The sequence below is a fragment of the Clostridium tertium genome, from assembly GCF_902652255.1.
In the GTDB taxonomy this organism is placed as follows: Bacteria; Bacillota; Clostridia; order Clostridiales; family Clostridiaceae; genus Clostridium; species Clostridium tertium_A.
On the sequence record NZ_CACRTO010000013.1, the window covers coordinates 113,321 to 128,379 of the forward strand.

General features: G+C 28.4%; 14 protein-coding genes. All 14 read left to right on the top strand.

Features of this window, described 5'->3' with window-relative positions:
• The 14 genes from GPX08_RS05465 to GPX08_RS05530 all read left to right on the top strand — a co-directional run bounded on the left by GPX08_RS05465 (position 1) and on the right by GPX08_RS05530 (position 14,963).
• Positions 1–1,167 (top strand): hypothetical protein, encoded by a 1,167-nt coding sequence (locus GPX08_RS05465; protein ID WP_156625830.1) that lies wholly within the window; start codon positions 1–3, stop codon positions 1,165–1,167.
• A gap of 209 nt (positions 1,168–1,376) precedes the next feature.
• Entirely contained in the window at positions 1,377–3,173 is a 1,797-nt protein-coding gene (hflX, locus tag GPX08_RS05470) for a GTPase HflX (RefSeq protein ID WP_156625831.1), read from the top strand.
• 212 nt (positions 3,174–3,385) lie between these two features.
• Positions 3,386–4,285, top strand: coding sequence for a nucleotidyltransferase domain-containing protein (locus GPX08_RS05475; protein ID WP_156625832.1), 900 nt, complete (start codon positions 3,386–3,388; stop codon positions 4,283–4,285).
• A gap of 17 nt (positions 4,286–4,302) precedes the next feature.
• Positions 4,303–5,706 (top strand): aminotransferase class I/II-fold pyridoxal phosphate-dependent enzyme, encoded by a 1,404-nt coding sequence (locus GPX08_RS05480; RefSeq protein ID WP_156625833.1) that lies wholly within the window; start codon positions 4,303–4,305, stop codon positions 5,704–5,706.
• Positions 5,703–6,350: a YigZ family protein gene (locus GPX08_RS05485; RefSeq protein ID WP_156625834.1), complete on the top strand. Its 648-nt coding sequence runs from the start codon at positions 5,703–5,705 to the stop codon at positions 6,348–6,350. Before GPX08_RS05480 ends, GPX08_RS05485 begins: the two co-directional genes overlap by 4 nt.
• 15 nt (positions 6,351–6,365) lie before the next feature.
• Entirely contained in the window at positions 6,366–7,067 is a 702-nt protein-coding gene (locus tag GPX08_RS05490; RefSeq protein ID WP_156625835.1) for a GntR family transcriptional regulator, read from the top strand.
• Positions 7,068–7,231: 164 nt separating this feature from the next.
• Complete coding sequence (locus GPX08_RS05495; protein ID WP_156625836.1) at positions 7,232–8,536, top strand: PTS sugar transporter subunit IIC; 1,305 nt, start codon at positions 7,232–7,234, stop codon at positions 8,534–8,536.
• A 184-nt stretch (positions 8,537–8,720) separates the two neighbouring features.
• Positions 8,721–8,984, top strand: coding sequence for a hypothetical protein (locus GPX08_RS05500; protein ID WP_156625837.1), 264 nt, complete (start codon positions 8,721–8,723; stop codon positions 8,982–8,984).
• A gap of 1 nt (position 8,985) precedes the next feature.
• Complete coding sequence (locus GPX08_RS05505) at positions 8,986–10,083, top strand: DUF871 family protein (protein WP_156625838.1); 1,098 nt, start codon at positions 8,986–8,988, stop codon at positions 10,081–10,083.
• The gene (locus tag GPX08_RS05510) at positions 10,080–11,195 is read left to right on the top strand and encodes an amidohydrolase/deacetylase family metallohydrolase (protein ID WP_156625839.1); all 1,116 of its coding nucleotides are present in this window, start codon (positions 10,080–10,082) and stop codon (positions 11,193–11,195) included. The genes GPX08_RS05505 and GPX08_RS05510 overlap by 4 nt, the downstream gene beginning before the upstream one ends.
• Before the next feature lie 2 nt (positions 11,196–11,197).
• Positions 11,198–12,307, top strand: a complete 1,110-nt coding sequence (locus GPX08_RS05515; protein ID WP_156625840.1) for a DgaE family pyridoxal phosphate-dependent ammonia lyase — start codon at positions 11,198–11,200, stop codon at positions 12,305–12,307.
• Between the two features lie 11 nt (positions 12,308–12,318).
• On the top strand, positions 12,319–13,056 hold the full coding sequence (locus GPX08_RS05520) for an oxo-acid lyase (RefSeq protein ID WP_156625841.1): 738 nt from the start codon (positions 12,319–12,321) through the stop codon (positions 13,054–13,056).
• A 20-nt stretch (positions 13,057–13,076) separates the two neighbouring features.
• Positions 13,077–14,087 (top strand): sugar kinase, encoded by a 1,011-nt coding sequence (locus tag GPX08_RS05525; RefSeq protein ID WP_156625842.1) that lies wholly within the window; start codon positions 13,077–13,079, stop codon positions 14,085–14,087.
• A 138-nt stretch (positions 14,088–14,225) separates the two neighbouring features.
• The gene (locus GPX08_RS05530; RefSeq protein ID WP_156625843.1) at positions 14,226–14,963 is read left to right on the top strand and encodes a YebC/PmpR family DNA-binding transcriptional regulator; all 738 of its coding nucleotides are present in this window, start codon (positions 14,226–14,228) and stop codon (positions 14,961–14,963) included.
• The last annotated feature ends 96 nt before the right edge of the window (positions 14,964–15,059 follow it).

Sequence of the window (15,059 nt, forward strand, 5' to 3'; positions counted from 1 at the left end):
ATGAAAAATTTTAAAAGGAAAAATAATAAATTTGTTACTAGAAATATTATAAAGTTTAATGAAAGATATTTCTTATTATTATCTTGTATCTTTATAGTAACATTAGTATTTTTTGTGATAGCAAATTTTATTAAATCAGATAAAGAGTTTTCAGAGATCGAGAATAGGAATTTGCAAAGTAGACCTAAAATTCTATCAGAAGATTATACTGAAAACTTAAATAGTTATGTTGCAGACCAATTTTTCTTTAGGACAAACTTTATTTCATTTAAATCAAGAATTGAATTAATGCTAGGAAAAAATAAAATAAATAATGTATATATAGGTAAAGATAATCAATTATTAGAGGATTTTAAAATAGCTTCAAATGATGATTTACTTAATAAAGTAAATGTAATTAATGAATTTAAGGAATCTAATAGCAATCTAAAGATTAACTTCATGTTAGTACCTACTGCCACAAGTATTTTAGATGATAAGCTACCAAAGTATTCACCTGTTGATGATGAGATTGAATATATTAAGCAAGTAGAGAGTAATATATCAGAAGATATTAAATTTATTAAAGTATATGATAAGCTTAAAGAATATAAAGATGAATATATTTACTTCAAAACAGATCATCACTGGACAGTAGACGGAGCATATATAGGATATAAGGCTTTTTGTGAAGAAGCAGGAATAGAAGCCACTGATAAAGAAGATTTTCAGAGCATAGTAGCATCTAAGGATTTTTATGGTAGTCTATCCTCAAAGGTTGGACTATATGGGGTAAATAAAGATAAGTTAAAATTATATATTCCTAATAATGAAAATCTATTAGTTAATTATGTTACAGAACAGAAAAAGGAAACAAGCTTATTTAATAGTGAAAAACTTCATACTAAAGATAAATATCAGGTATTTCTTGATGGAAATCATCCGCTTATAGAAATAGAATCAGATAAAAATATAGACAAGAAAATATTGATAATTAAAGATTCATATGCAAATAACTTTGTTCCATTTTTAACTGAAAATTATGGAGATATTTTTCTTATGGATTTAAGATATTATAAAGATTCTGTTTCAGAGTTTTTAAAGAACAATGATATAGAAGAAGTACTTTTTTTATTTAATGTTAATACTTTTAATGAGGACGACTCGATATTTAATCTAGCAGGATAGATGTTATGGGATAAATACTTGACAATAACTTATAATATAAACATAATTAATACAAAGTATAGAGTGCTGTCGCACAATTAAGAATTAAAAATTAAGAATTAAAAATTAATGAAAAAACTCATAAATGAGTTTAAAGAATATATTTTTCAATTTCTAATTATTACTTTTTATGTGACAGACCTAATATGTTATAAAGTAGGGTGATATATATGATATTTGGTAATATTGATGGAGTAAAAAAAGCTTTCTTAGAAGAACTTGAAGGCTTATATAGAGCAAAGGTATTAAAAGATGAAGTTTGTAGCAACGATATAATTGAAACTATATCAAGACTTTCATCTTTTATTGAAAGGGAAATTAGCGTTGCTATAGATAGAAGAGGAAAGGTTGTTTCAGTTACAATAGGAGATTCAACTTCTGTTGAAATAGGAATGATAGATATTAGAGAAAGAAGATTATCTGGTGTTAGAGTAATACATACTCATCCAAATGGATATTCTAATTTATCTGCGTTAGATTTATCAGCATTATTAAAACTTAAACTAGATGCTATTGTAGCAATTGGAGTTTATGATGGTAAGATAACCGATTATTCTCTTGGTATGATAACAATTACTGATGATTTATTAGATTATGAAGAAAAATTAAACTTATCATTAGATGAATTATTATCTATAAATATTTTAGATAAGATTCAACATATTGAAGGATTAATAAAAGAAAAAGAAATAACTGAAGAGCAAGGAGAAAAGGCTATTTTAGTTGGCTCTGATACTAAAGAAAGCCTAGAGGAATTAAGAGAACTTACTAAAGCTTGTGATATTCCAGTATTAGATTTAGTTTATCAAAGTAGAAGTAAAGTTGATCCAGCTTTTTATATAGGTAAGGGTAAGGTTTTTGAAATAGCATCTTTAAGACAAAGCAAGCATGCTAATTTAATAATATTTGATGATGAACTTTCTGGTTCACAAGTTAGAAATTTAGAAGCAGCTTTAGGAGCAAAAGTTATAGATAGAACTACATTAATACTAGAGATATTTGCAAGAAGAGCAAGAAGTAAGGAATCTAAAATACAGGTAGAATTAGCTCAGCTAAAATATAGAATGAGTAGATTACAAGGCTTAGGTACTATGCTTTCAAGAACAGGTGGAGGAATAGGTACTAAAGGTCCTGGAGAAAAGAAGTTAGAAACTGATAGAAGACATATAAGAGAAACTATTTATGATTTGAATGATGAATTAAAGAAAATTAAGAAAACTAGAGAAGTACAAAGGGAGAAAAGAAATAAAGAAAGTATTCCTAAGGTTTCTTTAGTAGGTTATACTAATGCAGGTAAGTCAACTCTTAGAAATAAGTTATGTGATGTTGCAGCTCAAAAAGAAGTTCAAGGTAAAGAAAAAGTCTTTGAAGCTGATATGCTATTTGCTACATTAGATATTACTACTAGATCTATTATCTTAAAAAATAAGGGAGTTGTAACTATAACAGATACAGTAGGGTTTGTTAGGAAGCTACCACATGATTTAGTAGAAGCCTTTAAGTCTACTTTAGAAGAAGTAATATATTCAGATTTGCTTTGCCACGTTGTAGATGCATCTTCTGATAGTGCTTTAGAACAAATTGAGGCTGTAGAAGATGTACTTAATGAATTAGGTGCCAACGATAAAGATACTATTTTAGTTTTAAATAAAATAGATATGGCCTCTAAAGAGAATTTAAATGCAATAAAAGAAGCTACTAAGGAATATGAAACTATAGAAATTTCTGCTAAAGAAGGATTAAACATTGATGGGTTATTATCCTTAATTGAAGAAAAACTACCTTATAAAATGAAAAAATGTGAATATTTAATTCCTTATGATAGAAGTGATATAAATTCATATCTTCATAGAAATGGAAGAGTTTTAGAAGAGGAATATAGAGATAATGGTAGTTACATGTTAGTTGAAGTAGATGATGAAAGCTATAATAAATCAAAGGATTTTGTAATTAATATATTATTATAGATAAAAGGTGCAAGAAACGCTGCAATGAAGGTTAGACTTTGTTGCAGTTTTTTTATATAATAAATTGTAATAATACATATGTTTCAATAAACAATCTACATTATTAAGTAATTATGTAATTACATAATTGAAATATTTTAGATACGAATTAACTTAATAAAATGTAAAAATATTATTGAATTATATACAATTTATTATAAGGGGGATGAGTAATGGCAAAATCAGTAGCAGAATACCAAAATGCATATTTAGAAATAACAGAAATTTTAAAGAAAAACCCTAACGTTATTTCAATTTTTGTATTTGGTAGTATGGTATCAGGTGATTTATGGGAAGGATCAAATATAGATTTATTTGTAATATACAAAGATGATTTTGATAAGATACGAGATATTTATTCAGAAGTTTTAGATATACCAATACATATTAAGTTCCTTAGTAAGGATAGTTTTAAGAAGTATTTAAAGTCTGCTGGCAAGAGAGATTTAATTAAAAACTATTTAATGTCTTCTAAGCTAATATACTCAATAGATAGTGAGATAAATGAATTAAACCAACAAGTACTATATATGATAGATGAAGATAAAGGAAGATGGAATTTAGTTTACTTAGGAAGCTTTTATAAAGAAGTTGGAATATGTAAAAAGTACTTAAGTAAAGGAAATAGAAACACAGCTCATGAATTATTAATTAGAGCTTTAAATAACTTTTCAATGCTTTATTTAAGCATAAATGGATATACAGTTACTAAAGATTCTTTAAGTATGGCGTGTAATTTAAATGATGATTTAAATATTAGAGTCCAGAATCTTTTGTATAAAGAAGCTACTGAGAATAGTATGAAATCCTTATTGAATTATATGGAAGATTATATAGAGTATAATATTACAAAGGCTGCTAAAGAAATGATAGATTTTATTAAAAATGAGCATAAGGCGCTAAGTGCTTTTGAAATTGATAATAATAGTTACTTTGAAAATTTTAAGATAAAAACTGAAGAAATTTTAAAGGTATTAAATAAAAATAATATTTTAATTAAAGAAAAAAGAGAGTTTAGAGATGCTAAGGGCATTTTATTGTCAATGGAAAATGTATATAAATATAAAGAATAATTATTTTTGGGGGAATTATGAAAGATCTTTATAATATAATCTTTGAAGAGGAAATTCCTAAATATGTTCAAATCGCTAATTATATAAAAAAGTTGATAGATGGCAAGAAAATAAAAGATGGCGAGAAACTTCCAACTATAAGAGCGTTAACAGAGATTTTGGGAGTAAACAAGGTTACAATAGTAAATGCTTATAAAAAGCTTAAGTCTGATGGATATGCATATCAAAAAGTTGGTTCAGGAACATATGCAAAGAGAAAAGAAGTTATTTCTTTATTTAACAGAGAGTATTCAAAAATAATTAAAAATTTATCTCTAAAAAGATTGGAAGAGGTTATTGATTTTACAGGTGAGACTAACTCAGAAGTTTATTTCCCTGTTAAAGAATTTAAAGATGTTTTAAATGAAGTCTTAGATAGAGATGGTGCTAATGCATTAATAGCTAAGGAAGCTTTAGGTTATGATAATTTAAGAGAAACAATTAATAAATCTTTTTGGAAGGATGAACTAGATTTAAGCAATATTCTTATTGTATCTGGAGCTCAACAGGGTATAGATATTGCATCTAAAGCTATAGTAAATATAAATGATAATGTAATAGTAGAAAAGCCTACTTATGGAGGAGCTATTTCTGTATTTAAGTGGAGAAGAGCTAATATTTTTGAAGTGGATCTAGAGATTGATGGAGTAGATATAGTAGCCTTTGAAGAAATTCTTAAGAAGAATAAAATAAGTTGTTTCTTTACTATGAGCTATTTCCATAATCCGACTGGGGTTAGTTATAGCAGAGAAAAGAAGTTAAAGATATTAGAGCTAGCTAAAAAGTATGATTTTTATATTATTGAAGATGATTATTTATCTGAACTTATTTATGATAATAATATTGTACATGAACCTTTTAAAAAATTAGATAGATACGATAGAGTAATATATTTAAAAAGTTTCTCGAAAGTATTTCTACCAGGAATTAGACTTGGATATATGATTACACCAACATCATTTAATGAAAGTATTCAAAGATCTAAGATTAATACGGATATCACAACTTCAAGCTTAATGCAGAGAGCACTTGAATTATACATTAGTAAAGGTTATTGGAAGAAAAATATAGATTTTCAAAAGGCAGAATATATTAAGAAATATAATTTAATGAAAAGCTTAATTGAAAAAGAGTTAAAGGATAAGATTAACTATATTGATCCAAAAGGAGGATTATATTTTTATTTAGAAATAAAGAATAAAAATATTAATTCTAAGGAATTATTTTATAAGCTTAAAAAGAGAGGGGTTTATATAACTCCTGGTGCTATATTCTTTAAGGATTCAGTTAGTGGAGATTATAATTTTAGAATTAGCTTTTCACAAACTAGTGAGGAAAAAATAATTAGAGGATTTGAAATTATCAAGGAGGAACTATCTTGAGTTATACTACAGTAAGAAATTATGGTGAAGATAGATTTATTGAGAAAAAGTCTGAGTTTATAGGTTATGCTAAAAGATGTGAAAGTGAAGAGGAAGCAAAGGCTTTTATTAATGAAATAAAAACTATGCATAAACAAGCTACTCATAATTGTTATGCCTATGTAATAGGTGAAAATATGGGTATTCAAAGATATAGTGATGATGGAGAACCACAAGGTACTGCAGGTATTCCTATATTGGAAGTCATGAAGAAAAGTAATGTTACTGATTGTGCAATAGTAGTAACTAGATATTATGGAGGTATCTTATTAGGTGCTGGTGGTCTAACTAGAGCTTACACTAAAGGAGCATCAATTGCTATTAAAGCAGCTAAAGTAGTAGAAAAAGTCAGAGGAGTAAAGCTTATATTTACTATGGAATACGATATGCTAGGCAAGATACAATATATATTTAATGAAAGAAACTGGCATATTGAAGATATAGAATATACGGATAAAGTAGTTTTAAGTAGCATTGCTGAGAATTCTATATCAGAAGAAATAGAAAAGGAAATAATAGAAGCTTCAAGCGGTAAAATAGCGATTAAAAAAGAAGATGAGGATATTTACTTTAAAGAAGAAAATAGACTTTATAAAGCAATATAAAGTGGAGGAGGAGTAATGAGTAAGAATAGTACATTATATATAACAGTAATGGAAGTAATTAAGGAAAAGATCATAAATGGATACTATAAAATAGGAGACTTCATTCCAACTGAAATTGAATTAGAAAAGGAATTCGGAGTGAGTAAGATTACTGTTAGAAAGGCAATAGAATTGCTTGAAGGGGAAGGTTATGTAACTAAGAGAAGTGGAAAAGGAACCACTGTTATTAGTAATAGTATCTTTAATAAATTATCCAAGGGAGATTCCTTTTCAAATATATTAAATCAAGAAGGGTATACCCTAAGGAAGGAAAAAACCACCTTTACACAAATGAACTTACTTCCACAAGATGAACTTTACAATTATTTTGGTGAGAATTGTTTGAAAGTAACTAGAATATATTATCTAGATGGGAAGCCTTATATTTACTTTACTCATTTTCTACCAGAAAACTTAGCTTTAGATAAAATAGAAGATGAAAATAACTTTTCTATATATATGCAGTTATATAGAAGTGGATTTCATATAAATAATTTTCATGATGAGTTTTATATTGATTATCCAAGCATTGATATTTTAAATGAATTAGAATTAGAAGATGGACCAACTCTTGGAAGAAGAAGAGTAACTTATGATGCTGATAATAATGTTATAGAAGTATCGTTGGCTCACTATAATACAAGAATTCATAAATATGTTATTAATTATAAAGTGTAAAAGAAGAGCTTAAATAGAGCTCTTTTTTTTGTCCTTATTTATAGAGTTAAATTTAAAAAAATAATTAGAAAAAATAAACATTATAATGTTTACATCAAAACATTATAATGTTATAATGAATTCGTAAAAGGAATTATTCAATAAATGAATGGGGTGTAGAGAAAATGGAAAAATTTATGGGTTGGATTGAGGCCAAGCTAATGCCAGTTGCTTTTAAAATGAGCAATCAAAGACATATGAGAGCTATAAGGCAGGGAATAGTAGCTACTTTGCCTTTAACCATCGTAGGATCATTCTTTGTTATTTTATTAAATCTACCGATAACAGGTTATGCAGAGTTTATAGAACCGTATAAGGCCATAATAGATGTACCGTTTAGATTTACCGTTGGTATATTAGCTTTATATGCCACATATGGTATGGGTGCAGCCTTAGCTAAAAGTTATGACTTGGATGAGGTTGGAGGCGGTTTGCTTGCAACTGTAGGATTTTTAATTTCAACAGTAGTACCTGTACAAGTTACTCAAACTGTTGAGGGTGTTATAACAAGTGGAAGGTACTTAAATATCGCAAGCTTAAGTTCTAGTTCTTTATTTGGAGCAATAGTTGCTTCAATAATTTCAATTGAAATATATAGGATAATGAAGCAAAAAAATATAACTATTAAAATGCCAGAGGGAGTGCCACCAGAAGTGTCTAATTCCTTTGCAGCTTTATTACCTGCCTTAGTTATTATAGTTTTATTTTGGGTTTTAAGACATTTCTTAAATTTCGATATAAGTGCTCTTTTATCAAAGCTACTTATGCCTTTAAAAGATGTACTAGCTGGTAATAGTCTATTTGGTGGATTACTAACAGTATTTTTGATAACGTTTTTCTGGGTGCTTGGTATTCATGGACCAGCCATTATGGGACCTGTTATAAGGCCAATATGGGACGTATCTATTGCAGAAAATATGACAGAGTTTACAAATGGAGTTGTTGCATCTAGCCTACCTAATATATTCACTGAACAATTCTTACAATGGTTTGTATGGATTGGAGGAGCTGGAACTACCTTAGCTTTAGTTTTCTTATTCCTGACATCAAGATCTAAGTATTTAAAGAGCTTAGGAAGATTATCATTATTACCAGGCTTATTTAATATAAACGAACCAATAATATTTGGAGCACCAATAGTAATGAATCCTGTACTTGCAATTCCATTTATTGTAGCTCCATTAGTAGTAACTACTTTGTCCTACTTTTTAATTGTAACGGGAGTTATTCCACTTATGATGGCAAGATTACCATTTACCATGCCATCACCAATTGCAGCAGTTATGAGTACCAATTGGAGCATAATGGCAGGAGTATTGGTGGTAATTAACTTTATTATTGCATTACTAATATATTATCCATTCTTTAAGATGTTTGAAAAGCAACAATTATCTAAGGAATCATTGCATGAAGTAGAAGAAATTAAATAAAGGAGGGAGGTGCTGTCGCAGAATGAAAAATTAAGAATGTATAATGAAAAATTAATGAAAAAACTCCCGAGGGAGTTTTAAAAAGAAATTAATTTTAGTAATTCTGTAAGAATTACATCGATAATTTTTCATTTTTAACTTTTAATTCTTAATTTGGAATCTTCGTGAGGCAGCACTAATAAATATGGTTAGAACAATTACCTTTGTATTTATGATAATTACTTTTTTTGTAACAAATATATTATTAGAAAGAAAGTTCAAAAAGAGTCCACCTAAGTTTAAGTTAGGGAAAGTAATTGTCTATAGCTTTTTATATACATTTGCTTTACTGACTATAGCAGTGTTATTTGAATTTGGATTTTACTTATTAATTTATGGAAGTATTGTGGAAGGATGTTTTATTATAGTCTATTTTAGACATAGACCAAAGGCAGTATTGGAGGATTAAGATGGAAAGAAGATTAGGAATATCAATATATCCAGAACATTCTATTATAGAAGAGGATAAGAAATATATTGATTTAGCAAAAAAATATGGTTTTAAAAGAATATTTATGTGTTTACTTTCAGCAAATAAATCAATTGAAGAGGTGAAAAGAACATTTAAGGAAATTATTACTTATGCAAATGAGAGAGGATTTGAAGTCATTTTAGATATAGCACCGAATATTTTTGATAAATATTCTATATCTTATGATGATTTAAGCTTTTTTAATGATTTAGGTGCTTTTGGTATTAGATTAGATGTAGGTTTTGATGGTTCTAAGGAAGCAAAGATATCATTTAATCCTTATAACTTGAGAATAGAAATAAATATGAGTAATGATGTAGCTTATATAGATAATATTATTACCTATAAACCTAATAAGCCTTTTATATATGGATGTCATAATTTCTATCCTCAAAAGGGGACAGGGCTTCCTTATGATTTTTTCATTAAGTGTTCAGAAAGATTTAAAAAATATGGGTTAAGAACAGCTGCGTTTATAACTTCTAAGGAAGGTAAGATTGGACCTTGGGATATAAATGATGGATTATGTACATTAGAAGAACATAGAAACTTACCTATAGATGTACAAGCTAAGCATTTATTTGCAACAGAATTAATTGATGATGTGATTATTGGGAATGCATATGCATCTGAAGAGGAATTAGAAGCACTATCTAAGGTAAATAGATATCAAATAGAATTATCTGTTGAAATATTAGAAGAAACAACTGAGGTTGAAAGAAAAATTATCTTAAATGAACAACATTATAGAAGAGGGGACATTACACACGAAGTTGTAAGAAGTACTGAGGTTAGGAATAAGTATAGTAAAGATAATGTGGAAATTCATAATAATGATATAAGCTTTAAAAAAGGTGATATATTAATTGGAAATAATAACTTTGGAAAGTACAAAGGGGAGCTTCAAATAGCTCTATTGGATTCAGAAGATAAAAGGAAGAATAAAGTCGGAAGAATAAGAGAAGAGGAATTAGTGTTATTAGATTTTATTAATCCTTGGAGCAAGTTTAAAATAGTAGAATATAAGAGGAAATAGTCATGAAGGTATTAATAAAAAATGGAAGATTAATTGATGGAAATCTAATAGATATAGAAATAGAAGAGGACAAGATTCTAAGAGTAAGTGAAAATATAGAAGACTTAGAAGGCAAAAAAGTTATTGATTTAAAAGGAGAAAAATACATTTCATCTGGATGGATAGATATGCATACTCATTGTTTTAACAAATTTAAGCTATATTCTGATGATGCTGATGAAATTGGATATAAAAAAGGTGTTACTGTAGTTGTTGATGCAGGAACGGCAGGAGCTGATACAATAGAAGAATTTTATAAACAAAGTAAGTGTGTTAAAACTAGGGTTTTTGCCTTTATAAATATTGCAAGACAAGGGATTAAAAGTCAAGATGAGCTATCAAATTTAGATAATTTAAAAGTAGATTTATTAATGAATGCAGTAGAAAAGTATAAAGAATTTATAGTTGGAGTAAAAGCTAGGATTAGTAAAACTGTTGTTGGTAATAATGGACTTATTCCTTTAAAAATAGCTAAGAAGGCAAGTGAAGAAACTGGACTACCATTAATGGTTCATATAGGATCGGAGCCTCCAATTTTAAAGGAAATATTAGATGAACTTAAAGAAGGAAATATAGTGAGTCATATTTTTAATGGTAAAGCAAATGGAATACTAAAAGATGAAAATTTTATAAAAGAAGAAGCAATTAAGGCCTATGAAAAAGGTGTATATTTTGATATAGCTCATGGAAAAGATAGTTTTAATTTTAAGGTTGCTGAAGTGGCAAAGTATAATGGAATTAAGTGCCATAGCATAAGTACAGATATTTACCAAAGAAATAGGTTACATGGACCAGTATTCGATTTAGCAACCACTATGACAAAAGCCTTAACCATAGGTTATGAAAAAGAAGAAGTTATAAAAATGGTTACTAAAAATCCGGCTGAAATATTAGGTCTTAAAGGATTTGGAGAATTAAAAGAGGGATTTATTTCAGATATAACTATCTTTGATATAGTTAAAGGAGAAAAGGAACTTGTTGATTCAAATGGAAATAAGAAGGTTGCCTTAGAGCATTTTAAGCCTTTAGCTGTAATTTTAAAAGGAGAGTATATTGAAATAGACAAGGAGTAAGTATGAGCGATAATATTTATGAAAAATTTAATGTGAAGAAAGTTATTAATGCCTCAGGTAAGATGACTATATTAGGAGGTTCAAGGGTAAATTCTGATGTGCTATCTTATATGAAAGAAGGAGCAAGTAACTTTTATGAAGTAAAGGACCTTTTAGATAAGACTGGAGAATATATAAGTAGGATATTAAATGTTGAAGCTTCTTATATAGTATCAAGTGCATCAAGTGGTATAGCTCAATGTATAGCTGCTGCTATTTCTAAAGAGGATTACAGTTTAATTATGAATTTATATAATGAAGATAATAATAAAAGAGAAATTATTATCCCAAAAGGACACATTATTAATTACGGAACAGCTATAGATATACCAATAAGTATGGGTGGTGGAAGGATAAAAGAGGCTGGCTATAGTAATAAATGTGAAATTAAAGATGTAGAGGCATTAATAAATGACAATACTGCAGCTTTAATTTATATTAAGTCTCACCATTGTGTCCAAAAAGGAATTTTAGATATAGATGATTATATTGAAATAGGTAAAAAATATAACCTTCCAGTAATTGTAGATGCAGCAGCAGAAGAAGATTTAATAAAGTATTATAATCTAGGGGCTGATGCAGTTATTTATAGTGGAACTAAAGCTTTAGAAGGACCAACATCAGGAATAGTAATAGGAAAAAGAGAGTTTATAAATAATTTAAAACTTCAAGGTAATGGTATAGGAAGAGTAATGAAAATTGGAAAAGAAAATATACTTGGACTAACTAAAGCAATTGAAATATATATAAATAAAAATAAACTCTCTATTATGGAACAAGAAGAAAGATTAAATAACTTTAACCTAGAATTAAATAAAATAAATGGAGTACAAGCTGTAAATAAAAGAGATGAAGCTGGAAGAGCTATATTAAGAAGTGAAATTTTCTTTGATGAAAATATAACTAAAATTTCAGCAGTTGATATTATCAAAAGACTTAAAAGTGGAGAAATAAAAATATACACAAGAGATTATAAAGCAAGTTTAGGGAAAATAGAAATAGATATAAGAGACGTTAGTGATGATGAGTTAAATATTATACTAACAAAAATAAAAGAAATACTAAAGGTTTAGGGGATGTTGTTATGAGTTTAAAAGCAAATTTTTATAAGGACAAAATATGTTTAAATGTTTTAGTAAACTCTATAGAAAATGCTAGAGAAGTTTATAAAGCAGCTGAAGGTCATGTTTTAGCAGGACTTTTATCAAAAAATTATAATACTGTAGAAGAAGCAGTAGAAGATATGAAAATTTATAGTAAAGAAATAAATAATTCTATTTCAGTAGGACTAGGAGCTGGAGATCCTAATCAATGGAAGATGGTTGCTGAAATATCAAAAGAAGTTCAACCACAACATGTAAATCAAGTGTTCACTGGAATTGGATATACTAGAGGGCTACTTGGACAAAGTGAAACATTAGTTAATGGATTAATATCACCAAGTGGTAAAGTTGGATTTGTAAAAGTATCTACAGGTCCCTTAAGCTCTAAGGCTGAAGATGGAATAATACCAGTTAGAACTGCTATTCAAATGCTTAAAGATATGGGATGTAGCTCAGTTAAGTTTTTCCCGATGGGTGGATTAAAAACAAAAGATGAATATAAAGAGGTATGTAAAGCCTGTGCAGAATTAGATTTTATTATGGAGCCAACAGGAGGAATAGATTTATCTAATTTTGAGGAAATAGTAAAAATAGCGCTAGATGAGGGCGTGAAGAAAGTAGTACCTCACGTTTATACATCAATTGTCAATAAAGAAACAGGAGATACTAAAGTAGAAGATGTTAAGAAGCTTTTATCTATAATGAAAAAGTTAGTTTAATAATATGGTAGGGGGATAAAATGGATATTTTAGCTTTTGGTGAAGTGATGATGAGGCTTATGCCTCCAGACTATAAACTATTAACTCAAAGTGAATCATTAAATTTTCTATATACAGGAACAGGAGTTAACATACTATCAGGACTATATCAGATGGGTAATAATGTATATTTAGCAACAACTCTTCCAGATAATAATGTTGGATATGCAGCTGCAGCTAATTTAAGGAAATTAGGTATTAGAGATGATTGTATATTATTTAAAAATGATTACTTAGGAATCTATTTCTTAGAGATGGGTATAGGAGACAGAGCATCAAGAGTAACCTATATGAATAGAAAAGATAGTTCCTTTGCAAAGAGTACTATTGAAGATTATGAAATTGAAAATCTGCTAGAAGGAAAATCCTGTTTGCATTTATGTGGCATTGCATTGTCAATGAATGAAAATGTAAGAAATTTAGTATATACTTTTGCAAAAAAAGCAAAAGAAAAAAAATTAAAAGTAATATTTGATTGTAATTTTAGGGTATCTCTTTGGAAGGAAAAAGATAAGGAGATAGCAAGAGAAGAGTATGAAAAGATATTGAGATTAAGCGATATAGTTTTTGCAGGAGAAAAGGATGGTGAATTACTATTAGGAATAAAGGCACCAGAGGATTTAAAAGAAAATGATAAAACAAAATTTATATTAAACTCTATGAGGAAGAAATATAATATAGATATTATATTTGGAACAAAAAGAAGAAATAAAGATAAAAAACAGTTTCTTCAGGGATATTTATTAGATGACCATGACTTTATTATAAGTAATGAATATGAATTAACCATTTATGATAGAGTTGGTGCGGGAGATGGCTTTGCAGCAGGAGCAATACATGGAATATTGCATAATTTTGATAAAAAAGAAATAATAGAATTTGCTACTTGCAGTGGGGTATTAGCTCATACTACATATGGAGATAGTCCATTACTTGGAGTAGAAGATATTCAAAGATTTATGAATAATAAGCATATTGATTTAATTAGATAGATTAACTACCCTTCAAGTGGATTGTATATCCCCCCTAGCTTGAAGGGTAGTCTTATTTAGAATATTTGTCATAAAAAAATAATTATGATATAATTCCACTGTGTTAATAATTTTAGATTAATGTTGGGAGGAATCAAAATGTCAGGACATTCAAAGTGGCATAATATTCAAAATAAAAAAGGAAAAGCAGATGCAAAAAGAGGAAAAATCTTTACGAAGTTAGGTAAAGAAATAGTAATAGCAGTTAAAAATGGAGGCCCTGTTCCCGACACAAATCCGAAATTAAGAGATGTAATAGCTAAAGCAAAGGCTGCAAATATGCCTAATGATACAATAACAAGATCTATAAAGAAAGCGTCAGGAGAACTTTCAGCTGTAAATTATGAAAGTATAGTATATGAAGGTTACGGTCCATCAGGAGTTGCAGTTATAGTTGAAACTTTAACAGATAATAAAAATAGATCAGCTGGAAATGTAAGAAGTGCCTTCACTAAAGGTGGCGGAAACATGGGAGCAACAGGTTGCGTTAGCTTTATGTTCCAAGAAAAAGGCGAAATAGTAATAGAAAAAGAAGATAAAGATGAAGATGAATTAATGATGCTTGCTTTAGATGCTGGAGCTGAAGACTTTGCAGCTGAAGAAGAAGTATTTATAATAACTACTACACCAGAAGATTTTGGTACAGTAAGAGAAGCTTTAGAAGCAGAAGGATTAGAGTTCTTAGAAGCAGCAGTCAAGATGATACCAGATACTTATACTGAACTAAATGAAGATGATGCTAAGAAGTTCCAAAAGATGTTAGACTTACTTGAAGATGATGATGACGTTCAAGAAGTTTACCATAATGCTGAGTTCCCTGAAGGATGGGAAGAATAAGGTCAATTGATAATTAATAATTAACAATGAATAATTGAGGATGTGATTTGTCCAAAATCACTGAATTAAAGAGTTTTTAATTTCATTTTTGATTAT

Excerpts from the sequence above, each read along its gene's own strand:
- GPX08_RS05525 (WP_156625842.1), top strand. The coding sequence starts at position 13,077 with ATGGATATTTTAGCTTTTGGTGAAGTGATGATGAGGCTTATGCCTCCA.
- GPX08_RS05505 (WP_156625838.1), top strand. The coding sequence starts at position 8,986 with ATGGAAAGAAGATTAGGAATATCAATATATCCAGAACATTCTATTATA.
- GPX08_RS05475 (WP_156625832.1), top strand. The coding sequence starts at position 3,386 with ATGGCAAAATCAGTAGCAGAATACCAAAATGCATATTTAGAAATAACA.
- GPX08_RS05495 (WP_156625836.1), top strand. The coding sequence starts at position 7,232 with ATGGAAAAATTTATGGGTTGGATTGAGGCCAAGCTAATGCCAGTTGCT.
- GPX08_RS05465 (WP_156625830.1), top strand. The coding sequence starts at position 1 with ATGAAAAATTTTAAAAGGAAAAATAATAAATTTGTTACTAGAAATATT.
- GPX08_RS05530 (WP_156625843.1), top strand. The coding sequence starts at position 14,226 with ATGTCAGGACATTCAAAGTGGCATAATATTCAAAATAAAAAAGGAAAA.
- GPX08_RS05520 (WP_156625841.1), top strand. The coding sequence starts at position 12,319 with ATGAGTTTAAAAGCAAATTTTTATAAGGACAAAATATGTTTAAATGTT.
- GPX08_RS05480 (WP_156625833.1), top strand. The coding sequence starts at position 4,303 with ATGAAAGATCTTTATAATATAATCTTTGAAGAGGAAATTCCTAAATAT.
- hflX (WP_156625831.1), top strand. The coding sequence starts at position 1,377 with ATGATATTTGGTAATATTGATGGAGTAAAAAAAGCTTTCTTAGAAGAA.
- GPX08_RS05500 (WP_156625837.1), top strand. The coding sequence starts at position 8,721 with ATGGTTAGAACAATTACCTTTGTATTTATGATAATTACTTTTTTTGTA.
- GPX08_RS05515 (WP_156625840.1), top strand. The coding sequence starts at position 11,198 with ATGAGCGATAATATTTATGAAAAATTTAATGTGAAGAAAGTTATTAAT.
- GPX08_RS05490 (WP_156625835.1), top strand. The coding sequence starts at position 6,366 with ATGAGTAAGAATAGTACATTATATATAACAGTAATGGAAGTAATTAAG.